The 20,852-nt window shown below is 45.5% G+C and carries 22 protein-coding genes; 4 read left to right on the plus strand and 18 right to left on the minus strand.

Going from position 1 to position 20,852, the window contains the following annotated elements; genetic code table 11:
- The first annotated feature begins 13 nt into the window (after window positions 1-13).
- Both OGH69_RS04090 and OGH69_RS04095 read left to right on the plus strand, forming a co-directional pair.
- Window positions 14-1,513, plus strand: coding sequence for a hypothetical protein (locus OGH69_RS04090; RefSeq protein WP_265173175.1), 1,500 nt, complete (start codon window positions 14-16; stop codon window positions 1,511-1,513).
- 12 nt (window positions 1,514-1,525) lie between these two features.
- Window positions 1,526-1,924, plus strand: a complete 399-nt coding sequence (locus tag OGH69_RS04095) for a hypothetical protein (RefSeq protein ID WP_265173176.1) — start codon at window positions 1,526-1,528, stop codon at window positions 1,922-1,924.
- A 34-nt stretch (window positions 1,925-1,958) separates the two neighbouring features.
- Here OGH69_RS04095 and OGH69_RS04100 read toward each other — a convergent pair whose 3' ends face one another.
- The 18 genes from OGH69_RS04100 to OGH69_RS04185 all read right to left on the minus strand — a co-directional run bounded on the left by OGH69_RS04100 (window position 1,959) and on the right by OGH69_RS04185 (window position 18,946).
- Window positions 1,959-2,612: a hypothetical protein gene (locus tag OGH69_RS04100; RefSeq protein ID WP_265173177.1), complete on the minus strand. Its 654-nt coding sequence runs from the start codon at window positions 2,610-2,612 to the stop codon at window positions 1,959-1,961.
- A gap of 1 nt (window position 2,613) precedes the next feature.
- Window positions 2,614-3,153, minus strand: a complete 540-nt coding sequence (locus OGH69_RS04105; RefSeq protein ID WP_265173178.1) for an ankyrin repeat domain-containing protein — start codon at window positions 3,151-3,153, stop codon at window positions 2,614-2,616.
- 65 nt (window positions 3,154-3,218) lie between these two features.
- Window positions 3,219-4,169 carry a hypothetical protein gene (locus OGH69_RS04110; protein ID WP_265173179.1) on the minus strand — a complete coding sequence of 317 codons (951 nt, stop codon included), beginning with the start codon at window positions 4,167-4,169 and terminating at the stop codon, window positions 3,219-3,221.
- A gap of 2 nt (window positions 4,170-4,171) precedes the next feature.
- On the minus strand, window positions 4,172-4,489 hold the full coding sequence (locus OGH69_RS04115; protein WP_265173180.1) for a hypothetical protein: 318 nt from the start codon (window positions 4,487-4,489) through the stop codon (window positions 4,172-4,174).
- Window positions 4,490-4,588: 99 nt separating this feature from the next.
- Complete coding sequence (locus OGH69_RS04120; protein WP_265173181.1) at window positions 4,589-5,617, minus strand: hypothetical protein; 1,029 nt, start codon at window positions 5,615-5,617, stop codon at window positions 4,589-4,591.
- Window positions 5,618-5,625: 8 nt separating this feature from the next.
- On the minus strand, window positions 5,626-6,372 hold the full coding sequence (locus OGH69_RS04125) for a hypothetical protein (protein WP_265173182.1): 747 nt from the start codon (window positions 6,370-6,372) through the stop codon (window positions 5,626-5,628).
- 112 nt (window positions 6,373-6,484) lie between these two features.
- A complete protein-coding gene (locus OGH69_RS04130) occupies window positions 6,485-8,272 on the minus strand; it encodes a tetratricopeptide repeat-containing sensor histidine kinase (protein ID WP_265173183.1) in 1,788 nt (595 codons plus the stop codon).
- The gene (locus OGH69_RS04135; RefSeq protein WP_265173184.1) at window positions 8,269-10,008 is read right to left on the minus strand and encodes a histidine kinase; all 1,740 of its coding nucleotides are present in this window, start codon (window positions 10,006-10,008) and stop codon (window positions 8,269-8,271) included. Before OGH69_RS04135 ends, OGH69_RS04130 begins: the two co-directional genes overlap by 4 nt.
- A 39-nt stretch (window positions 10,009-10,047) precedes the next feature.
- Window positions 10,048-10,806, minus strand: a complete 759-nt coding sequence (locus OGH69_RS04140; RefSeq protein WP_265173185.1) for a LytR/AlgR family response regulator transcription factor — start codon at window positions 10,804-10,806, stop codon at window positions 10,048-10,050.
- An 18-nt stretch (window positions 10,807-10,824) separates the two neighbouring features.
- The gene (locus OGH69_RS04145; RefSeq protein WP_265173186.1) at window positions 10,825-11,643 is read right to left on the minus strand and encodes a WGR domain-containing protein; all 819 of its coding nucleotides are present in this window, start codon (window positions 11,641-11,643) and stop codon (window positions 10,825-10,827) included.
- A gap of 8 nt (window positions 11,644-11,651) precedes the next feature.
- Entirely contained in the window at window positions 11,652-12,287 is a 636-nt protein-coding gene (locus OGH69_RS04150; protein WP_265173187.1) for an ankyrin repeat domain-containing protein, read from the minus strand.
- Complete coding sequence (locus tag OGH69_RS04155) at window positions 12,280-13,245, minus strand: ankyrin repeat domain-containing protein (protein WP_265173188.1); 966 nt, start codon at window positions 13,243-13,245, stop codon at window positions 12,280-12,282. Before OGH69_RS04155 ends, OGH69_RS04150 begins: the two co-directional genes overlap by 8 nt.
- Window positions 13,246-13,363: 118 nt before the next feature.
- Window positions 13,364-14,017 carry a tetratricopeptide repeat protein gene (locus OGH69_RS04160; protein ID WP_265173189.1) on the minus strand — a complete coding sequence of 218 codons (654 nt, stop codon included), beginning with the start codon at window positions 14,015-14,017 and terminating at the stop codon, window positions 13,364-13,366.
- A gap of 107 nt (window positions 14,018-14,124) precedes the next feature.
- Window positions 14,125-14,550 (minus strand): DUF8192 domain-containing protein, encoded by a 426-nt coding sequence (locus OGH69_RS04165; RefSeq protein WP_265173190.1) that lies wholly within the window; start codon window positions 14,548-14,550, stop codon window positions 14,125-14,127.
- 62 nt (window positions 14,551-14,612) lie between these two features.
- The gene (locus OGH69_RS04170; protein ID WP_265173191.1) at window positions 14,613-15,644 is read right to left on the minus strand and encodes a DUF6438 domain-containing protein; all 1,032 of its coding nucleotides are present in this window, start codon (window positions 15,642-15,644) and stop codon (window positions 14,613-14,615) included.
- Window positions 15,645-15,785: 141 nt separating this feature from the next.
- Window positions 15,786-16,631 carry a hypothetical protein gene (locus tag OGH69_RS04175; protein ID WP_265173192.1) on the minus strand — a complete coding sequence of 282 codons (846 nt, stop codon included), beginning with the start codon at window positions 16,629-16,631 and terminating at the stop codon, window positions 15,786-15,788.
- 79 nt (window positions 16,632-16,710) lie between these two features.
- On the minus strand, window positions 16,711-18,267 hold the full coding sequence (locus tag OGH69_RS04180; RefSeq protein ID WP_265173193.1) for an Rne/Rng family ribonuclease: 1,557 nt from the start codon (window positions 18,265-18,267) through the stop codon (window positions 16,711-16,713).
- A 382-nt stretch (window positions 18,268-18,649) separates the two neighbouring features.
- Window positions 18,650-18,946 carry an HU family DNA-binding protein gene (locus OGH69_RS04185; RefSeq protein ID WP_265173194.1) on the minus strand — a complete coding sequence of 99 codons (297 nt, stop codon included), beginning with the start codon at window positions 18,944-18,946 and terminating at the stop codon, window positions 18,650-18,652.
- A gap of 133 nt (window positions 18,947-19,079) precedes the next feature.
- Between OGH69_RS04185 and mutY the strand changes: the two genes are divergently transcribed.
- Complete coding sequence (gene mutY / locus OGH69_RS04190; RefSeq protein WP_265173356.1) at window positions 19,080-20,207, plus strand: A/G-specific adenine glycosylase; 1,128 nt, start codon at window positions 19,080-19,082, stop codon at window positions 20,205-20,207.
- A gap of 187 nt (window positions 20,208-20,394) precedes the next feature.
- Entirely contained in the window at window positions 20,395-20,838 is a 444-nt protein-coding gene (locus OGH69_RS04195) for a single-stranded DNA-binding protein (protein WP_265173195.1), read from the plus strand.
- The last annotated feature ends 14 nt before the right edge of the window (window positions 20,839-20,852 follow it).

Raw genomic sequence — 20,852 nt, forward strand, 5'->3', positions numbered from 1 at the left:
TAAACACTAAAAAATGAAAAAAGAACTCATACTGTCGCCCTCAAAAAAGAAATCGAAGATTGAGGGTTTCCCTGCGCTGAAGAGCTGCATGGCCGACATTAAAGGATTCAACAAAGTGCTGCTGCCCATAGTAAAGCTGGACGGCGGCGTAATCGACCAAAAGTGGGAGGGTGTCCCTTTTACGTTTATTGTCCAGAATGTGGATGTAAGCCGTATGGATTTCCGGCTGGAGGATGGAAAGTACCAACTGCTTGCCCCGCTCAAGCTGCGGAAACTCGATGAATATGACCAATCGGACGTAAAGCGCGAATACCTGCAAACATCGGTTGACAAAATTGAAAAGATTAGATACAGGCAGACCGATGTATACAGCAAGGAGGGAAGGCTACTGCATTCAGGGTCATATTCACATGATGCCAACAGGCGCATCGCCTATACGTACGGAGAAGTTAAGGGGACAATCATGCCGGTTAGCCGTACCGTGCAATACTATCTTGGCAACGGGGAGTGGCTGGACTCGGAACACAGCACATTCCAATATGACGCCGATGGTTTCCTGAAAGGCACTGCCCTGCACCAGTCGGCACAGGATATAAAAGTGACCGAAAAGATACTGTACAAAAAAACCCGTAAAGGGTTCACAGCATTCAAGGAGCTTGCGCCGCACCATTTGCCCGCAACGGATGAAAAACTGGGTGTCACGTATACCAGGGTGCCCTTCAATGCCGTATTCAGGGAAAAGGAAACCGGATGGGACGCTGACCTCAACGGATGGTACATTGTTGGCAGTAACGACGACATGATAAAGGAGGATCAGGCACGGTTAATCCACCTGCACGCCTTCAGCCATTTTTATGACCTGTATTCAGGGTTCCTTAAATATACCTGCAAGATTGAGAACCGGGACAAAATTGCTGTAAAAGTCAACGAAAAAGACGGTTTCCCTGATACTATAGAATATACCTTCAGCTGTCCTGAAGAAAACGGCAAAGGAGTGTTGAAATACAGGGAAAAGAGCGATAAAAAAGTGGTAATGGAATGGGGAGGCACCTATACATTCGAACATCTGGGCCATGAGATACATGTAACGCACGAAAACCAATATGGCACCAAAACGTTTACCCTTTCGGGCAACTGCACACTGCAGCAGGCGGTGATGATGGTGCGTTTTCAAAGCTATTTGTGGTGGCATGACTTTGGGCAGGAACGGATTTCAGACAGGCTGATGCATCCGTATAACACAAACCCCGTAACGCTGAAATTTATATACAGCCAGATAGAAGACGGCATTGAGCGCATTGTTCAGGAAATAGAAGTAGAAGACAACAGAACCGAAGGCAGCTTGCGTACCGGAAAGCCGTCTTGGCTGCAAAGCGACGAAACCCCGCGCGACCCTGACGGCCAGAAGATGGAGTTTGTGGCACAGCTGGACCACAGCAATATGTTCGGAACGCTGTTCCTGTTCTACTCAGAAAAGCACCAACAGGTATCACAGGTGTTCCAGTGTACGTAAAGATAAATGATTATGGATACTATAAAACGCGACTATGTAAAGGCGAACCTTTCGCCCCTGAATAAAATACTCAACAAGCATGGCGGGCTGGAGAACAAGATAAAGCTGACCAAACTAAAGACGGACCAGATCGATTTCCTGTACGAGCTGATGACGCAGCACATGGAGGAATACATAGAATATGCCCGGGAGGAGATATTCGATTTCCATCGGGAGGAATTACAGCGCTACCTGGACATGCCACAGTATAAAAACTGGCAACTCCCGGTAGAGATTCACGGGATTAAATTGCCCGAAAAATTTGAAGAGGGCTGCGAATGGGAACTGCAGATAGGCAGGACATGGTTTGGCGGCACCCAAATGGGACTGATGATGAAAGGCTGGGAGATAGACGACCAGTATATTGTGTGAAATAAGGCTGCTTTCTCAGGAAGCAGCCTTTATTTTAATACATCGTTTCTGCCTTGAAGCCGCCTTTGGAGCGTATGTGCTCTATAACGTTCGGAAGTTCATTATATGCGTCGGCTACAATTTTTACCGGGTCTTCGGCAGGAGCAATACCCATTTCTTCAATGAGCCATTTGCGGTAGGGGAGGAAGTCAGGATGGTTTTCCGCATAGTCATTGCCGATGCGTTCACATCTCTCCTTATCAAAAGAACTATACGGATCCTTCACATACGAATCCCAGCCCATCTTAACGCAATAAGCGCTATCAACCAGCACAAAGCTTATCTTAATGTCGAGCGCAAGGCAATGGACGCTGAAGAAATCGCGCAGGTTGCCCGCAACGACGCTGTGATGCTGCTGTTTTGAAATGCGCACAACGGGTTGGTTAACCAGCTCTTCGCCTTCGCGGATGTTCCAGAAACAGTACGTTTCGTGTATGCCGTTATAATAAAATGGGATAAACTCAGCCATTACATTGCTGTTGATGATCGCCTCAAGGTTGTACTTCCATTCCTCCGGATCGCTTATATGGATGTACCGTTCGGTTTCGGTATCGTCAAAGGCAATTGTTCCGGGAAATTGGTAGAATTTCTTTAGCAGTTCCGGCACTTCGCCATTTGGGAAATTTGTCGCTATTTTTTGTAGGTCCATGTTATGCGTCTTTAAGCAGCGCTTTTATTGCTTCATTATCCCGTCGCAATGCCAAAATTTTGGGTGTGAGGCCAAACTGGTCGGCCCTGTTTGGGTCGGCGCCTTTTTCAAGCAGCAGTTTAACTGTTTCGATACGTTCGTCTCCAACCGCGCCTAACAGCGGGGTACACCTGTCCGGGTCCAAAACATCGACTTTAATGCCTGCTTTGAGGAGTTTCAGGACAATTTCATTATGCCCCTTCGCTGCGGCGACATGCAACGCCGACCTCTCGCGTTTGCGTACTTTTGGTGCACCGTTGGCCAACAGGTATTCAACAGTCGCCAGGTGCCCGTTCTGGCTGGCATAGAACAAGCCTTCGCCAAGCCCTCTGTCACGGTCTTCTTTGGTGGTTTCAAGCGTTAGCAGGTGCGCGATCATTTCCGTATGCCCGCTTTGTGCCGCCATGGCGATCGCTACATACAGTATGTCATTCTCTTTATATAATTGTTTTACATCTTCCAGCCTGTTTTCTGAGGCTGCAACGTTAAGTTCAATGTTCATATTTAAATATAGTGGCGCTTATTGAAAAAACGCCCGTTTTTGCCGGGCGTTTCCTGTTGTTTGGGTTAGTTATTGCTTAGTAATGCAATTTTCTTAATGTGCGATAAGCTTTCGAACCTCGAAGCCTGGCTTCCCCATTCGTTCGGGCTTGAGAAAGTAAACGAAAGGGAATCGATATGAATGCTCCTCCAGTTGTCCGGGTTGCTGAAATCAAGGTCCCTGTGCCCGTTGATGTGGTTGATCCTGAACAAGCCTACTTTGGTATCGCCAAAAAAGTCGTCCGTCATGCGCACCACTTTATTGTGCATCTGGCCCAGGCTGTAAATAGCATACACCTCCATGCCTTCAAGCTCGAACTCCACGTCGTCGTGGTTTCCCGAAAGGATAAGTGCCCGTTGCTCCGGCGTAAAGTCGATATCCTCGTCTTCGCCTTCAAGCGCTATAACTTCGTTATAAATGCTTGTGCTTACTTCACTATCCTCTTCCTCTTCATATTCCTCTTCCGGCTCCTGCCTGCGCCCGTTGTCAAAAACGGTTATTTCCTGGGTCAGAGATGGGTCGAACAGGTCGAGCGTTTCCTTAATATCCACCTCGCATTCGAGGAAGAAGGTAATGCCGTTGCGCTGGGCATCCTCCGGGGTATCGCCGCCCCATTTGGCCAATGCCGCGGGTACGTCCATGTCCTTCACCCAGTAGCCGTAAGAAACCTCACCGCCGCCTTCTACCACGCACGGGAATTCCTTTACCCATTCGCCGTTGCGCTTTGTTTCAGCACATCGTTCGGCAGTCCTGGTCTCAGTGCCCAACTCAATTCGTTCCTCTGCATTGTTTACCGTGCGCTTGGCATAAAAAGTACCCTTAACGCCTATCACGGTTACGGGGTCTTTACCAGCCTTAACGTTTACCGTAGCCTTGATCATCGGGTCGAAATAAGCCCAGGGATTCTCAACATATAAAAATTCCAGTTTCACGCCGGTGACACCCACCATGCCTTTGATCTTGTCAAAAAATCCCATAATTATTTACAAAGTTTAATTTCTTTTCCGCTATCTGAATCCTCAAATTTTTTGAACAGCTTCCCGTCCACATATACTTCATACCCGGCTTTTACAGGTACCTTCACTTTTTCGCCCGCCTTGTATTTTGAGGTTGACGATGAACCGTCGGCACGTACGCGCACCTCGATTTCCTTTGAGCAGTTGTTGATGAGGTACACATCGAAATAGCCGCCAACAGCTTCTTTAGCAACTGTAATCCCGTTTGTTGCAGCCGTTACCGCCTGCGATGCCATCACGGCCAGCAGCACGATGGCCGCGATTTTTTTGAATGAGTTCATTTTTTATTGTTTTAAGGTTATAAATAGTGTTTTACAAGCAAACAAGCTAAGTTATCAATAAAAATTTTCAGTCCGACACTGAAAGCAAAAACTTGTTAATTATTTCTTAATTTCCAAACAGGCCCTATAAAGTCGTTGATATACGGCATCATCATACACCGGCTTCATGGGTAATATCTCCTTGTTCCTGACGAACAGTTCTTTTTCATAATCCGACTTCAGGTCCCACAGGTTCTTTTGCGGGACAGATAGCTTTTTGAGATCCGATAGTGCCGTCTTGCGCTTGTCTTTTTCCAGTCCGTCAAATAATGCTGTGAGAGTTTCAAGGGCATTCATGTCGTCCTGGCCGAACGACCAGTTGGCATGGTAGTATGCCCTGCACTGCAATTGGCGCACAGCCTGTAATCCGGCAGAAACATCAGTCTCTTTTTGGTTCCATGTCTCCCATAGTCTTGCTTTGATTTCTGTATCGAACAGCTTATCAAACGGTGGTTCGGGCAATTCCGGAGCCGTATATTTCGACCGGCTGTTGCAGTGTTTCAGCATCAGTGCAGTAAGTTCTTTAAATTTAGCATGATCGATCGTCCTTGTCCATCTGGCGCCACGTTGTAGCATTCGCTCAATGATCTCTAAAGTGACCTGCTCCATTTGGCTGATGCCCTTTTCATGATAGATCTGGTACTGAGAGATCACTTCATCCAGCAAGGTATACTGCGAGCGCAATGCAATGTTCAGGTCGGCATTGTGCCGTATCACCAGTTCCGAAGCAAACAGCATTGTGAACAGGTACACCTCATAATCCACACGTTTCGTTGCGCCCAAAAACTGGTGTTCATGCAACAGGTGCGCCATAGCCGACATCCCGTTGGGCGCTGTCATGTTCGGATTGGCTCCTTTATCAAGCAGCAGGCGGGCAATCTCAAGCCTGTCAGCAAAGTTCTTATTCGTAAAATCGCGCGACAATGCCCTGTTGATGAGCGGGTAGGCAATCTTACGGGATGATGCATGCAGGAACGCCGAGGCATCCACATCATTTTCATCCATCAGCTTTTTGAAGGCTGCCAGGTCGGCATTGTCTATCGCCGCTTGTATTTCCTTGCTCAGCGTGGGTTCGAGTACTGTTACCATTTTCTAATTTAGTGGTTAGGTAATGCCCCATATTCCCTCAGCCTGTTTTCGATAAAGCTAAGGTCATCCTCAGGGAAGGCAATCTGCAGGTCACGGTAGGTTTTAACAAGATTTTCCATTTCTTTACCATAGGCTGCGGCTTCACTCTTATCAATAAACAGGAGCTGCCAGTTTTCAATGCAATACATTCGGAGGCAGGTTTCATAATACTCCCGCAGCGACAGTTTCAGGTGGTGCACCTTCTCATCGTTGTACAGGTAGAGCTTATTTTCGAATATCGAATTATCATCTTTCCTGTCAAAATGAATGCAGGCGTATTGGTATTTTACATTGGTATTGTCAATAATGTGCAGTTTGCCTATCAGCTCATAATCTTTGTTGTCTTCGGTCGTAAGTTCCTGAAGCCACGGTTCGGCGCCCAAAAAGTCCCGTGGACTCGTGAAGCTGTAAGACCCGATGTTGTCCTGCCTGTGCGTGAGGTTGGGGTGATTGCTTTTATCCTTATCAAACGAATATTGCAGGTTGTTGTCCCAGGAAACTTCTATCAGTTCTTTAAACGACTCGTCAAGGCTAAAGGTAAAATCACGCTCATAGTCGGGATCATCCTCCGGCTCACCATTAAGCACATACAGCTGGATATTCAGGTGTGATGGAATGATATCCAGGTAGCCATCTTCACAGCTTTCAATGCCGGTTCTCGGGTTGTATTGCAATTTTGTTTTAAAATCTTCGTATTTTTTGGTAAGGTCGTACATGATTTCAGTTGTTTAATCTGACTGCAAATTACTATTTAATCAACAGCTCTTATTTATAAATGAATATTCGTTATATGTCTTTGAAAATTTGTTGAGGTACAACATGAATACGTTAATCATCAGTAATATACGGTATTTCAAACGCCGCTTTTATACCGGTCATGCCATTGCGGAAAGCAACGTTCGATATCATGACAGGCATGCTGTTTTGGGTACCCAGCCTTTCCATTGTTATGCGTACGTCCTGCGCTTCAAAAATGCTCCTTTGTTCACCCGGCTTTAGCGGCCCTCCTGTGTCGCCAACTTCAAACCGCAATTTCCGGTTTTTCATACCGAAACGTACCGCAACATGCCGTTCACCGGGAGGGTTATGAGCAATCCTTTTTACCGCATTGGCAAGCAGCGGCTGCGTTAGCATGGGCGGAAGGTACACCGCTTCGGCATCCAGCCCGTCGTCATCTACCGTAAAGCTAAAGCCGCCCTGATGGAGCAGCTGCTGTACCGTGAGGTAGTTCGTTACCATGGCGATCTCTTCCTCCAGCGAAATGTAATCGCCGGCACTGTTCTCAAGTATCTGCCGCGTCAGGCGGGCAAATTTAGAAAGATAGGTGGCCGCGACGTCGGGTTTATCTTCCCTGATGAGTTTTTGGATGCTGTCGATGGATGAAGTGATAAAATGCGGGCTCATTTGCGTAAGCAGCAATTGCTGGCGCAGTGTGTTGCTTCTTTTGGAAAGCAGCAGGTTTTTCTTTTTAAGGAAACGGTATAAGAACAGGGTTACCAGTGCCAGGAATAATGCTGTTATTACCGACACCCATACCTTCACGCTTTTGCGGAAGCTTTCCTGATCCAGCTTTGCCCTTTGGAGTTCGCGCTCCTTCTTCAGCAGCTTGTTTTGGGTCTCAATCCGTTTGGTCTTGAAGTTAAAGGCCATTTTTTCGGCCATGCCCTTTTTCTCCCCGGCATTAAACCTGTCCTCAAGCGATTGGTGTTCGGTCAGGTAGCGGTAGGCCGTCGGGAAATCCCCCATCCCAAAATAGACCTCGCTAAGGCAAAATGCCGCAACAGACTGGTCATCAATAATTTTATTGGCAGATGCTTCGTCATAAACCAGCTTCAGTTGGTATTCCGCTTCTTCATACTTTTCGTTCATGGTGCATATTTTGCCATAATCTATACGGCAGGTATTCACATCCTTACGGTCGTATTTCAATGCTGCGTCCAACGCAAGTTTGTGATAATATTCAGCCATCTTAGGATCATACCTGCCGGTGTACGGATCGGTATGGCAATGTGCCAGCGAACCCAGCATGTTATCAATGTTCTCGTATTCCGGGATTTTTTTTGCCAGTGCCAGCGCTTCCTTAAAGATCGGTATCGCCAATTCGGCATTCCATTTACGGTATATTTGACCCTGCCGCCATAGAGCCACCTCAAGCAGCTTGTCATTTTTAAAGGTCCTCATTGTTTTAACCGCACTGTCTGCATAGGTCATCGCCCTTACTATGATACCATGCCTCCGGTAGCATCTTTCGAGATTCAGGAGGCAATTGACGACGGTTTCCTTGTCACCTGCTTTTTGGAGTATCCCCACGGATTCTTCCCCCAGCGCTATTGCAGTAAGGTAATCTTCTGTATCGGAATAGAGCCTGGAAAGGTTATACAGGCTAAGCCCAAGCTCTTTTTTAAGATTGTATTTCCGGGCGACAGCTATGGCCTTTAAATAATTGGTCTCTGCTTTTTGCTCGTTGTCATTGTTGTAATATTTCAAACCAAGCCGGTTCAGCGAATCCGCCATCTTTTCAGGAGAAGCTTTCCTGCTGTTGCGCTGCGCCACAGCCTCCGGCGGTAAAAACGCCAGAAGAACAATTATAAAGCACACAGCAACAAGTCGTTTCATCCGTGCCTGTTTTTTATTTTGTAGGGAATGGCGAAACGGCTTACCGCGCCTTTTACGATCCCATCTTCCACAATGGAGGCTATTTCTATTTCACCATGAGCAGCATTGAGCCTTTCTGCGGTAATTTTGGTCGCCATAGACCGGTGGTCCTTTCGGGCTTCCGTCCCGATTCCTTTTCCGTTATCGGCTACTTCAAAATAAAGCCTGTGCCGCTGCTTATAAAAACGTACCCGTATCATCCCGCCTTCTTTTTTTCCGGCAAGGCCGTGTTTTATGGCATTTTCTATAAAAGGCTGGGTGAGCATTGGGGGTATGTATATTGTCTCTTTGTCAATGCCTTCCTCTGCCGTAATTTCAAATTGGAAATTATTGTAAAGCAGCTGCTGTATCACCAGGTAGTTGGCAGTCATGCTAAGCTCCTCTTTCAGGCTGATGTATTGCAATGACGAGTTTTCGAGTATTTGTAACGTAAGCTGCGAAAACTTCGAAAGGTAGTCTGCCGCTTCGTCATTTCTATCTTCATAAATAAGGCTTTGTATGTTGTCTACCGAGTTGAAGATAAAGTGCGGATTCATTTGCGTAAGCAGTAGTTTTTGCTTTAGTTCGTTGTTCCTGTTGGTGGCAATGGCGCGTTTTTGCCTGAAGTAAAAATACAGGAATGCCAGCACGGTTGCAAGTACTATAATAGTAAATATAAAGCCGAACAGGAAAATGTTTTTGCGTGCATCGGCCTGTTGTGCCTCAATCTTTTGTGTCTCAGCGGTAGCCTGCAGCAGGCTGTTTTGCAACGAGAGCTGCTCCGCATCAAATTTTACCGACTGCGCTTCGGTACTGGTAAGCATTGCGTCATCCATCAGTTCCCTTTTAGACTGCATGGCTTCCATACCATAGTTATAGGCCTGCTCATAGTTTCCCAGGCCTTCATAAAGCCTTGCAAGCAACTGGTTGGCCTGTATATAATCCTCGTTTACTTCGCCCGCCGGCTTCAGGCTGATGCACTTTTCCAGAAAAAGCCTGGCCTGCGGTATGTCTTTTAAAGAAAGATACAGCTCTCCAAAGTGTAGCAAAATACCCATGCGGATGTCCACATAACGGTTTTTTGTTTCATCGGCTAATGCCTGCCGGTAATACATCACCGCTTTTTTGCTGTCGCCCGTCATAAAGCGGCACATACCCATCCGGTCTTTTATATATGCCTTTGAATTATAAAAGCCGGTACCGGGCGTATCGTCAAGCGCTGCGGAGAGCAGTTCCATTGCCTCCCGGTATTTTTTCTGGTTGATGAAATAGTCGGCATACAGTACTTTGGCGGTAACAGCATTTTGTTTTTTATGGGGATTGCGTTCAAAGATCCCTATAGCCTGCCGGTGGTAACGCCCGGCTTTGTCATGATCTTTTTTAAACAGGTGGATTTGTGCCATTACGCTGTAGCAGTAGGCAATGCCTATCGAATCCTGCAATTCGCATTTTATCCCGAAGGATTTTGTAATGTAATAAAACGCATCATCATACTTCTGCGACCTTACGTACGCCTGCGCATTGCGGTAGGCTGCATGGGCGCGCAGCTCCTTACCGGCAATCATAAATCCTGAATCCACGTCATTCTGGGCCGAGGCCGCTTTATAATTTTGCCCCGCCCTGCTGCAGGTGTCGGCTATGTATTGCAGCGAGTCGATGCGCTTATAGTTTTGGGAATAGAGGGTGTCGACCGTACCTGTCAGGATACAGCACAGCATGCAAAACCGTATTATACAGCGAGCCCTCATGCTATCAGGCTACCACTTGCTGTAGCTTTCCAAAATAGTCAGGAATTCTTCTTTTTTGCGCACCGCCAAAGGTATTTTCGATTTATCCTTCATTACGATGGTCGCCCCGCCGTCGGCCTTGATGAAATGGTCAAAGTACAGCATGTTGATAAGGTGCGACTGGTGCGAGCGAAAGAAGCCCTGTGGTGTGAGCAGCGTTTCGTAATCCTTCAGCGTATTCGATACTACCAGCTTTGGCGCGTTGATGAAATAAAAGGTCGTATAATTCTTGTCCGATTCGCAATGCACAATATCCTGCACGTTTACCGAATATACCTTTTCGGCCGTTTTCAGGATGAGCTTCTGCAGGTTCTTGGGCCGTTCCATATTCGAGAACAGTGTGCTCAGCTTCAGGTCGAGCACCTCTTTATTTACGCTTTCCTCGGCTTTTTTAACGGCTTCAATAAGGTCGGACGGTTCCACCGGCTTCAACAGGTAGTCAATCGCGCTGAAGCGGAACGCCGTTATGGCAAACTCCTGGTAGCCGGTAATGAAGATCACCTTAAAGTTGATGGGGCTCAGCTCGCGAAGCAGGTCGAAACCGGTACCGTCGGGCATTTCCACATCAAGGAAAACCAGGTCGGGCAGGTAGCGCTTTATGGCTTCCACCCCCGATTTTACGTCATCGGCCTCGGCAATCACCGCCACCCCCGGGCAATATTGCTTGATTGCAGCAATGTTCTTGCTCCTTATTTTTTCAACGTCGTCTATGACAATGGCTCGTAGCATAATTGTAAATTGTAATGGTTAATTGGCACGCGTATATCCCTTGCCCAGTTTTTCGGCAATCAGCTTGTCGCGTTCCCTTTCTGCTTTTTGTACCGAATCGAAAGCCTTCACGTTCTTCTGGCCCGCAGTCCCGGTTTTTCCGTAAGTAATATTCAGTGTTGTGCCATCCTGCATTACCTGCCAAAACTTATCACTCTTGGCATCTTTGTAGGTGAGTAATACCGTTTCGCCTTCCTCTATTTTTACTTCGTACCTGTGGCACGACAAAAGATTATACGCCGCTGTCTCATACCGCATCTTTTCCCTCAGGTGGTGCAGGTACTCCACATCGGCAAGTTCAAACTCGAGGGTGTATAAGTCTTTTTCAAGCTTCCTCTTTACCGGTTTTGATGTAATGACCTTGTTAGCGGCTTCAATTACCTTGAGCGGTTCATTCTCAAAACGGACATAATACTGCCCATTTGACATACCGCTGCTGGAAATTTTCATGCCATATTGCAATGCAAGCTCTTCATTATGTTTTTCCCAATACTTCATGTCTTCCCTCTTTTTACCTTCTTCCGCAGAGATGTCAAGTTTCCTCCCGTCATTATACAGGTGCATCAGGTCATATTCTTCCTTTCTCGGATGTTCCGTAACCAGCTTTTCCCATTCTGCTTCAGGAATCGGTAGTTTCTCAAAATAAGGCCTTTCAATATGCCCTGTTTCGAGCAGTATCTGCAAGGCAAAATCTTTGGAACCAATGTCGCTCCCCGCATCCGGATGGTCTACGCGTACCTCAGCTGTGACCTTTATATCTTCAATGCTTTTTATCGTAATGGTGTATAGTGTTGACATAATAGATGTTATTGTAAATTTCCAGTTTCCTGAAAAAGCTTTTCCAGTTTGGCATCAGCCGCGGCAAAATCGTCGGTAGCCTTCCTGTGCGCTATCCAATCAAGTGCAGAGGTATCATATTTGTTTTTTAACGAAGGGTCGGCGCCATGCTGCAGGACCAGTTCAATGAACCGGAACTCTATTTCGAATTTGCTTTCGCTTTTTTCAATATGCCTTTGTTCGTTATCGTCATAAACAAACTTATCGGTATAATTCTGGGTCAGTCGGGTAATATAAGTAGTTCCTTCATTATCGGGAATATTTACGTCGATTCCCAAAGTGAGCAGTTTCTCCAATACACGCAGGTCCCTTTCGGCTGGATACAGTTGGAACAAAGCCGTATGTGCAAATTGACTATTCCTGATGTTTATATCTACGCCCCTCTGATGGAAAAAACCGAGCTTTTCCAATATGCCCTTACCACTAAAAATATAATGGAAAAGGGTGAAACCATATTCACCTTCTTCCGGCTTATATAGTGTCGCATTGATATCGATGTTATTGTCATCGAAAAATGCTGCCAGCCCGGCTATATCGGCATCGGCGTTCAATTTATGGAATTCCTTGTGCAGCTTTTGAGGCAATACAATTTTCGGTTTAGCCATTTTGGTTCTGGTTTATATATATCGGTTCGGGGTACTTCAGGTAAAACTCGCAAATGCGGTCGCAAAAACGGTCGTAAATATCATCTTCCAGGTACGGCTTCGTTTTATAGGTCAGTGGCTTTATGTCGTCGTTTATTTCTTTTTCATCAAACATACCCGATGCTATAAGCGTTGTGGCAATGTAGTCTGCCATTTGCATGTGCATTGCGCCATAATTGCCATTGCCGTTGCGCTGGGCCTCATCACGAAGCTTTTCGATGCTCCGCAGCAATTCGCCCTGTACCGTTTCCGATGCCCCGCTGCGCGGTACATATTTTGCCCATATCTCTTTGCCCACTTCAGGGTATTTGAGGTTAGTCTTACGCTCCTGCTTTACCGGCACAGGCTTTTCGATACCCATTGCATCATATTTCGAGAACAGGTTGGTTACCGAACGCATTTCCCTTACCGGCTCATTCCTCGGTGGCGTCCCGTAATTGTTCAGGATATCCGGATCGGCGCCTTTTTGCAGGAACTTCTCCAAAATGGCAAGGCACTGCATTTTCAACGGGATACCTTTCCACGCCAGCGCGCCATAGTAATGCTTTAAAAACAGGTGGAAAGCGGTATAGCCCTGGCCATCCTGGCTGTTTACTTCCACATCATTGTCCAGCATGAGCGAAACAAGCTCGATGTGTTTTGGCATATATAAAATGGAATGGAAGGCGTTATAGCCTGACCTTGACTTAATGTTGGGATTGGCCCCGTTATCCAGCAGGTGCTTTATAAGGCGGATGTTATCATTGTGATCCACACCGCTAATGCACTGGAAAATGATGTTTTCATTCTTATCATCATATACCAGCTCATTCACATCGATATTATATTGCGACATGGTTTGCACAACAGCATCAAAATGCCCTTTGTAGACATCGATGCCAAACTGCCTGCGCTGTTCATTATTAAGGTTATTTATCATAACATTTGGTAGGCTAAAGCCTTTTTTTTACTATGCTTCTGCTAAGGTATAAAAACCGCCCGCCCCTCAATATTGAAATGAAGGTTCGTGGGCAACAGGTGAATATTCGGTTTAAAGGTTACATCTCATCCAGGGATTGGCGGAACTCCTCACGCTGCCTGTCTTCCAGTTCTTCGTAAGCGTCGGCCCTGTCAACGTCCCGCGGTACACCTTCGCCATAGCGGTACATCAGTCCGAGTGTTTCCGTAGCACGAAAATTGCCCATTTGTGAAGCCTTTTCATACCATTGTACAGCCACATCCATGTCCTGTGGCACGCCGTTCCCCGTGGCATAAAAAGTCCCCAGGTTGTAGCACGCCCTGTCGCTGCCGGTGTTGGCAGCTTTCAGGTTCCAGTCCATAGCTGTTTCCTCATCTATTTCGGTGCCAATGCCTCGTACGTAATACACGTACAGCTCAAACATCGCATCGGCATTGCCCAGCGAGGCGGCCTTTTGGTGGTAGCCCAATGATACTTCATAGTTTGGTGGCAGCCAGGACTCTCCGTTATGATACAATAATCCCAGCTCATACAAGGCCGGGGCGTAGCCCCTTTCGCCAAGCTTCTTATAGATATCCACATAAATGCCAAGCGTTTCCTCCCCGAAGAAAGGCGCCGATTTCATCGACTTAAAATAGTATTTGGCATCCCTGAATACCTGTTCGTCAGTATAATTATCAAAAGCATCATTGCTGATCATTGCTTTCAATTCGTCATGGTCAATCCTGTCCATAGTTTTTTGGTTTAGGTAAGGCTGTAAACATACGAAATTTCTTTATCCATAACGATACCGTACAAAAAAACCGCCTAACAAAAGCGGTTCGCCAACATCATGTATTTTCAGACACCCGGCACTTCCCAAATACCCTCGGCTACGCGGCGCACTACCCTTTTAATTTTAGCTCGGGTCATGGGCACTTTGTTCCAAAAGGTCAGTACGGCATCATAGCCTGTCTGTGCTTTTTCCTCTTCCGTAAGCGGGTAAGGGCTGGAGGCTATTGGCAGGGTGGTTTGCTCAATCCTGCTTTTAATGCTGTTGAAGTAATCCTGCTTGCCGCACAACCTTGACCCGGCCGAGCCGCCGAGTATCAGCACTTTCTTTCCTGTGAAGTCGAAACCTTTGCGGTCCAGTTCGCTAAAGTATTCGTTCAGGAAAGCGGCTTCCTCGTCGGTAAGCATGGGGTTGTTATCGAGCCCGCACCTGTCGGCCTGCGCAAACATGCCCATCGAAGCCATAAGCAGCAAGAGATGGAGATAATTTTTCATAGGTGTAGTTTTTGTGAAAAACGAAATTTTGATGGGAATAGTACATTTTAAGCGCTTTTTAACTACTTAACCTTTACCCAGTCCTGATTGAAGCGGAGGTCTGCAAGTAATCCATATACTGCCCGTAATCCATACGTACCTTTCATCCCGTTATCGTAAATATGTTTAGTTTTACCATTGTCATACGTTATTGTAATATCGGCTATTGGCGCATCTGTATAACGCACAGAATATTGGTTCTTCAGGTTTTTGAAGTCAATATAGTTCAAAACGTTCATAAGCTGCTCAAACTCCTGGTTCTTTAAATTCGTTTTGAATGTGCCTTCAGGCTTATTAAAGTCAACATCCGAGCCCTCACTGAAATTGTAATATTCCGCAAAAAAAGTCGCCGCCCCGTCTTTATTTATGGTCATCTTAAACATTGGGCAAGTGCCAAGACATGGCCCGGCCTCATATTCAATCCTCTCAATTTTAACAGCAGCAGGCTTTTCGTTATATTCAGTAAATACACCAAACTTCCCTGTGAGTTTTGTTTCTGTAATTTGTTTGGTGGTCGGATTTTTATAGTCCATATTTTCAGATGAGTGGATTACGAGCAATGGCTCTCTGCCTTCGTAATACCGAATTTCAGGAACATCGAAATTCCTGAAATCTTTTTGCAATTCAAAAATTTTACTGGTGTTATTTTCAAAATTCATTATCAAAAAGCAGTCATACGCAAGTTCATCTTCAGGACTGTCTGCTCCAAGTCTCCAACCTCCGAGTACCAGCAAATCGGAATATCCATTATTGTCAAAATCTGCTTTATAAAAACTATTTGAAATTCCGAGTTCTTTCATTCTTAGTTTCATTATACTGTCAACCTCAGGCTTCCGGCGGCCATGTAACAGCTCTATATCCGCGACGCTGAAGTTCGAAAAATTGGTGTCAATTTTTCTCATATACTCCGAAACATCTTCGTTGGTAATCAGGCTATCAACTGCTGAAGGTGTAATGTCGGCTTTTACAAACTTTTCAGGCTGTCTGATAATTAATGCATTTTCATGTTTACAGCCAATAATTAGTAGCAAAAACGGGATGATAAAAAATCTCATAAGCCGGTTCGGTTGGTTTATAGTATACTATTTAGGAGAGACCTTTATTACTTAAAGGTCGGACTTATTCAGTATTGGAGCTGAAGGTTGGGATCATGGGGGTTTAGGTTAGTTGATGGTGGAATACAGTTTATTTTCAAATTACCAAAATTTAAAAAAATCTTTCTTTATAAATTTCTTGGCGGGTATTTTTATACTTGGTTGATGGCTTATTTGCTCGTGTTTGAACTGTTCGTCAATTGTTTCTATAAACCACATCGTAAAATTATTAACGAAGCCAAATTGTGTTTTGTTCGGGTCAAATGAGTTATTTACTTCCAGATTATATAATATGTCTATTTTGGGAAGGTTTTTATGATCTATAGGAAGATACCACATAATATTGACATCATCTTTCCGATTAGAATAATTTTTAACAAGGATATCAGCATCTTTAAAATCCTTTTCTGTGGGCTGCTTAACCTTGTTAATTCTCGTGGAAGCAATCAGGTTGTAATTATATTCTGTGCCTTTTATAGCCTCTAATACAAACGCACCTCCAAAATTTCCATTATTTAATTTAAATATCAGGCAGTCACCTTTTTCAAAAATGGGTTCACGGATTATTTTTTTCTTTCGGACTTTAGGCTTTGTGCGTTCAGTCTGGATTTGAGCTAAGAATTTATCCAAATGTTCTCTTCTCTTTTTTAATGTTTTTATGTCGGCTCCCAATTCCTTCCATATGAGTATATCGGCATCAGCATCAATAATTTCTTTAATGCGGTTTAAAATCTGCGGGTCAAGCTGCTTACACTCCCATTGGCATTTGGCGATTGCTAACCAAAAATTATTTGCATCTTCAGGAATATTGAGTGTTTCCTGATTTTGATCTATGAGTTGTTGCGTGATCTCCGGAACTTCAAAGCCATCATTATATAGTGTGAAGAAATCATAATATGTATCAGCGAAAGTGTCGTTAGATGATATTGCGGTACCCCAGGTTCCCATTGATTATTTTTTAATCTCAAACATAATAAATTTCCCCAAACAAAAAAACCGCCCTTACATCAGTAAAGGCGGTTTGTTGTTATTCTGCGATAGCGTTTCCTTTGCTATCAAAAAAGTGGTATTCTAAATACGTGTAAGCGTCACGTGGTATGACTTTCACCCATTTCTTATGCTCAAAAAACCATTTTGAGCGAATGGATGGAAATCCTTTTGTTAGGTAAGCGGCCACAAAAGGGTGCGCGTTGAGCACAATTTTCTTGTGTGACTTCATAATTCTTTCAAGGTCGGCCGTAATGCGGTCTATCACCAGTATCGGCGCCTCTATTTCCCCGCCTGTGGCATTGGGGTTTTCTTCGCGCGTCTTGATGTTCACCTCGGGCCTTACCCGTTGACGAGTGATCTGGATGAGCCCAAATTTACTCGGAGGCAGGATCTTGTGTTTTGCTTTATCGTCGCTCATTTCCTCACGTAGGAAGTCGAAGAGCTTTTTGCGGTTATCGGGGTTGGACATGTCTATGAAGTCCACCACGATAATTCCGCCCATGTCCCTGAGCCGCAGCTGGCGCGCAATCTCTGCGGCAGCGATCATATTGACTTCAAGGGCGGTATCTTCCTGGCTAAGGGCCTTGTTCGAGCGGTTGCCGCTGTTCACGTCGATGACGTGCAGTGCTTCCGTGTGCTCAATGATAAGGTATGCGCCTTTGCTCATGGATACCGTTTTACCGAACGAGGTCTTGATCTGCCTTTCGATGTTGTATTTCTCGAAGAGCGGCAGGTCCCTGTTCTGGTAGTACTTAACGATATTCGCTTTTTGGGGAGCTATCTCCTGCAGATAGTCCTTAGTTTGGTAAAAGAGGTCCTCGTCGTCCACATAAATGCCCGTAAATGTGTCGTTGAACACGTCGCGCAGTATCGAGGAAGCCTTGTTGACTTCCCCCAAAACCTTGCTTGGGTGGTGGGCGCTCGGGAGGCGTTTGCACATTCCTGTCCATTTGTCCAGAAGGTTCTGCAAATCGCGGTCCAGCTCTGCTACCTTTTTTCCTTCGGCTACCGTTCGCACGATAACGCCGAAACCTTTTGGCCTGATAGACTGCACGAGGCGTTTCAGGCGGTCCTTTTCTTCTTTGGACTCTATCTTCTGTGAGATGGAAATCCTGTCGGAGAACGGCACCAGCACCACATAACGGCCGGCCAGCGAAAGCTCGGAGCTTATCCTTGGGCCTTTGGTCGATATGGGTTCCTTGACTACCTGTACAAGAACGGATTGGTTGGCGCTCAGCACATCGGCTATGGCCCCGTCTTTGTTGATCTCTTTTTCAAACGAAAAGTTCTTAAGGGAATAATCTTTTAATTTACCTGCGCTTACAAGTTTCATGAATTTCAGCAGGGAAGGGAGGTTGGGCCCGAGGTCGTGGTAATGCAGGAATGCATCCTTCTCGAAGCCTACGTTGACAAAGGCGGCATTGAGGCCGGCGACAGGCTTGCGTATCTTGGCGATGAAAATATCACCTACGGAGAACTTGTCCTTGTCTTCCTTTTCCTTGTGCAATTCAATTAGTTTTCCATCTTTTAATAAGGCAAAATCTACTGCGTCAGAACCAGATCGAATGATTAATTCTTTATTCACACTGTACATTTTTATCCGCAATTTGGTTGTCGGTTGCCGGTTGTTGGTTGTCGGCAAGATCCGGCAACTATCAACTGTCAACCATCAACTTTTTCATCGGATGGATTAAACAAAATTTAAACAGGTATTTTGTGTACCCGGAGATTACAGTTTCCAGTCGCAGTCTCAGTGTTAAGTGCAGGAGTGCAGCTCAATCTGAAATCTAAAATCTAAAATCTGAAATCCTGTTTTCAATGAACGTTTTTGAAAAAAGAAAAAGTAGTATTACACTACTTTTTCTTCTTGTGACGGTTAGCTCTCGCTCTTTTTTTACGTTTGTGAGTAGCTACCTTATGTCTTTTTCTTTTTTTACCACTTGGCATAATGTCGAAGGGTTAGGGTGGTTAATAAATTAGTTTACTTTTGCTTCAGTATTGGTTTTTACACCGTCAACAAATACTTTAGCTGGCTTGAACGCCGGGATATTGTGTGCAGGGATCTTGATTGTAGTGTTCTTAGATATGTTCCTGCCCGTTTTTTCAGCACGTGTTTTGATTATAAAGCTTCCGAAGCCCCTTAGGTATACGTTATCACCTGTCTCAAGGGAATTTTTAACTTCCTCCATAAAAGACTCAACTGTTGCCTGTACATCTCCTTTTTCTAGTCCTAGTTTTTCGGAAATTTTCGCTACGATGTCTGCTTTCGTCATTTTCTATAAAATTTTAATAAGTGTGTATTTTTTTTGAGTGTGCAAATATAAGAATTAAAAAAACAAATATTCAAGGTTAATCGATTAAAATTTAATAACATAAACATTTACTTTTGCAAACACTACAGTAATGATGGGGTTTTCTAAGTCTTTAATTCAATGGTATTTACAAAACAAGCGTGATTTGCCCTGGCGCAAAACCACCGATCCGTACCGTATATGGCTCTCGGAAATCATGCTTCAGCAAACGCGCGTGGCGCAGGGAACGCCCTATTTTGTAAAGTTTACCGAAGCGTTTCCCACCGTCCACGACATGGCCTCCGCTCCCGAAGAGCACATTCTCAAGCTGTGGCAGGGACTGGGCTATTATTCACGGGCGCGCAACCTGCATGCTACGGCCAGGCAGGTAGCCTTCGAAATGGGCGGCACCTTCCCCAATAGCTATGCAGGCCTGCTGAAACTGAAAGGCGTGGGCGACTATACCGCTGCTGCCATCGCCTCCATATCCTACGGTGAACCGGTGCCTGTGGTCGACGGGAATGTTTACCGTGTGCTGGCCCGCTATTTCGGCATTCAAACCGACATCTCCTCATCGGGTGCGAAAAAGCAATTCACCGAAGTCGCTGCGTCGTTGCTTCCGAAGGATGATGCCGCCACCTTCAACCAGGCGATGATGGAATTCGGTGCCCTCCAATGCGTGCCAAAGAATCCCGATTGCAGCGTGTGCATCTTTAATAAGGAATGTGCCGCCTTCCTTACCGGCCGCGTAAGCATGCTTCCCGTAAAGCTGAAAAAAACAAAAGTGACCGACAGGTTTTTTAATTACCTTATTGTAAAAGATGCTGCCGGACACACTATAGTAAACAAGCGCACCGCCAAAGGCATCTGGCATAATCTGTATGAATTTCCGCTGATTGAGACGGAAAAAGAGGTTTCTGTTGATGAAATGAGTATGATTATCGGACGATATTTTGCCGATGAAAAACCACCCCGCCCTTCGGGCGCCTCCCGCCATGGCGGGACAGGCTCTCCAGAGGAGGGGAAGGCATCTCCTGCCCAGGTAGCTTTTGCGCCGAAAAGCATCACGCTGCTTCATCCTGAACGCATATTGCATAAACTGTCGCACCAGCACCTAAGTATTCGTTTTTGGGAGGTGGAATTCGGTAATGTACTGTCAAATGCAATTTCTATAGAAGAAGCGATGAAGTACCCATTCCCAATCGTCATCCATAATTTTATGGAGAAGCATTGGAGAGTTTAGGTAATGAGCGATGGTATCTTCCAGCCTGCACCATTACTGCCATGGTAGAGATGTTGCAGTTCAAAGTCTGTACTGTAATAAATGTCAGGATTTACGTAGTTCATAGTTCGGTTATGTGAAATTTTTACATAACGCAATCAAAAAATCAGGTTTATATAGTATATTTGAGTGAACAAACACCAGGGCTATGAACGGAACACTTAATAAAGTCCTGCTGATAGGGCATTTGGGCGACGATGTAAAAATCCACTATTTTGAGGGGGGCAACTGCATTGGGCGTTTCCCATTGGCAACCAATGAGGTATACATCAACAAGCAAACCAACGAAAAAATCACTTCGACAGAGTGGCATAATCTAGTGGTACGCAACAAAGCAGCCGAGATTTGCGAGAAATACCTGAGCAAGGGTGATAAAATCTATGTGGAGGGCCGCATCAAGTCGCGCCAGTGGCAGGCGGAAGACGGTACCACCAAATATACCACTGAGATCCAGGTTACCGAGTTCACGTTCCTTACTACCAAAAAAGAGCTTGACCACAACAGGCAGCCATTCTCTGTAGCGGCCGAGCCTTCCAAGCCGAACTATGATATACAGAACCTGCCGGCGCCTGATACGGACCTGCCGTTTTGATGTTTAACCAATAC

The sequence above is a fragment of the Flavobacterium sp. MFBS3-15 genome (assembly GCF_026107645.2).
Classification (GTDB): Bacteria; Bacteroidota; Bacteroidia; order Flavobacteriales; family Flavobacteriaceae; genus Flavobacterium.

Bases quoted from the DNA above. Each gene is read 5' to 3' on its own strand.
- OGH69_RS04090 (WP_265173175.1), top strand. From the start codon at position 14: ATGAAAAAAGAACTCATACTGTCGCCCTCAAAAAAGAAATCGAAGATT.
- OGH69_RS04095 (WP_265173176.1), top strand. From the start codon at position 1,526: ATGGATACTATAAAACGCGACTATGTAAAGGCGAACCTTTCGCCCCTG.
- OGH69_RS04100 (WP_265173177.1), bottom strand. From the start codon at position 2,612: ATGGACCTACAAAAAATAGCGACAAATTTCCCAAATGGCGAAGTGCCG.
- OGH69_RS04105 (WP_265173178.1), bottom strand. From the start codon at position 3,153: ATGAACATTGAACTTAACGTTGCAGCCTCAGAAAACAGGCTGGAAGAT.
- OGH69_RS04110 (WP_265173179.1), bottom strand. From the start codon at position 4,169: ATGGGATTTTTTGACAAGATCAAAGGCATGGTGGGTGTCACCGGCGTG.
- OGH69_RS04115 (WP_265173180.1), bottom strand. From the start codon at position 4,489: ATGAACTCATTCAAAAAAATCGCGGCCATCGTGCTGCTGGCCGTGATG.
- OGH69_RS04120 (WP_265173181.1), bottom strand. From the start codon at position 5,617: ATGGTAACAGTACTCGAACCCACGCTGAGCAAGGAAATACAAGCGGCG.
- OGH69_RS04125 (WP_265173182.1), bottom strand. From the start codon at position 6,372: ATGTACGACCTTACCAAAAAATACGAAGATTTTAAAACAAAATTGCAA.
- OGH69_RS04130 (WP_265173183.1), bottom strand. From the start codon at position 8,272: ATGAAACGACTTGTTGCTGTGTGCTTTATAATTGTTCTTCTGGCGTTT.
- OGH69_RS04135 (WP_265173184.1), bottom strand. From the start codon at position 10,008: ATGCTGTGCTGTATCCTGACAGGTACGGTCGACACCCTCTATTCCCAA.
- OGH69_RS04140 (WP_265173185.1), bottom strand. From the start codon at position 10,806: ATGCTACGAGCCATTGTCATAGACGACGTTGAAAAAATAAGGAGCAAG.
- OGH69_RS04145 (WP_265173186.1), bottom strand. From the start codon at position 11,643: ATGTCAACACTATACACCATTACGATAAAAAGCATTGAAGATATAAAG.
- OGH69_RS04150 (WP_265173187.1), bottom strand. From the start codon at position 12,287: ATGGCTAAACCGAAAATTGTATTGCCTCAAAAGCTGCACAAGGAATTC.
- OGH69_RS04155 (WP_265173188.1), bottom strand. From the start codon at position 13,245: ATGATAAATAACCTTAATAATGAACAGCGCAGGCAGTTTGGCATCGAT.
- OGH69_RS04160 (WP_265173189.1), bottom strand. From the start codon at position 14,017: ATGGACAGGATTGACCATGACGAATTGAAAGCAATGATCAGCAATGAT.
- OGH69_RS04165 (WP_265173190.1), bottom strand. From the start codon at position 14,550: ATGAAAAATTATCTCCATCTCTTGCTGCTTATGGCTTCGATGGGCATG.
- OGH69_RS04170 (WP_265173191.1), bottom strand. From the start codon at position 15,644: ATGAGATTTTTTATCATCCCGTTTTTGCTACTAATTATTGGCTGTAAA.
- OGH69_RS04175 (WP_265173192.1), bottom strand. From the start codon at position 16,631: ATGGGAACCTGGGGTACCGCAATATCATCTAACGACACTTTCGCTGAT.
- OGH69_RS04180 (WP_265173193.1), bottom strand. From the start codon at position 18,267: ATGTACAGTGTGAATAAAGAATTAATCATTCGATCTGGTTCTGACGCA.
- OGH69_RS04185 (WP_265173194.1), bottom strand. From the start codon at position 18,946: ATGACGAAAGCAGACATCGTAGCGAAAATTTCCGAAAAACTAGGACTA.
- mutY (WP_265173356.1), top strand. From the start codon at position 19,080: ATGGGGTTTTCTAAGTCTTTAATTCAATGGTATTTACAAAACAAGCGT.
- OGH69_RS04195 (WP_265173195.1), top strand. From the start codon at position 20,395: ATGAACGGAACACTTAATAAAGTCCTGCTGATAGGGCATTTGGGCGAC.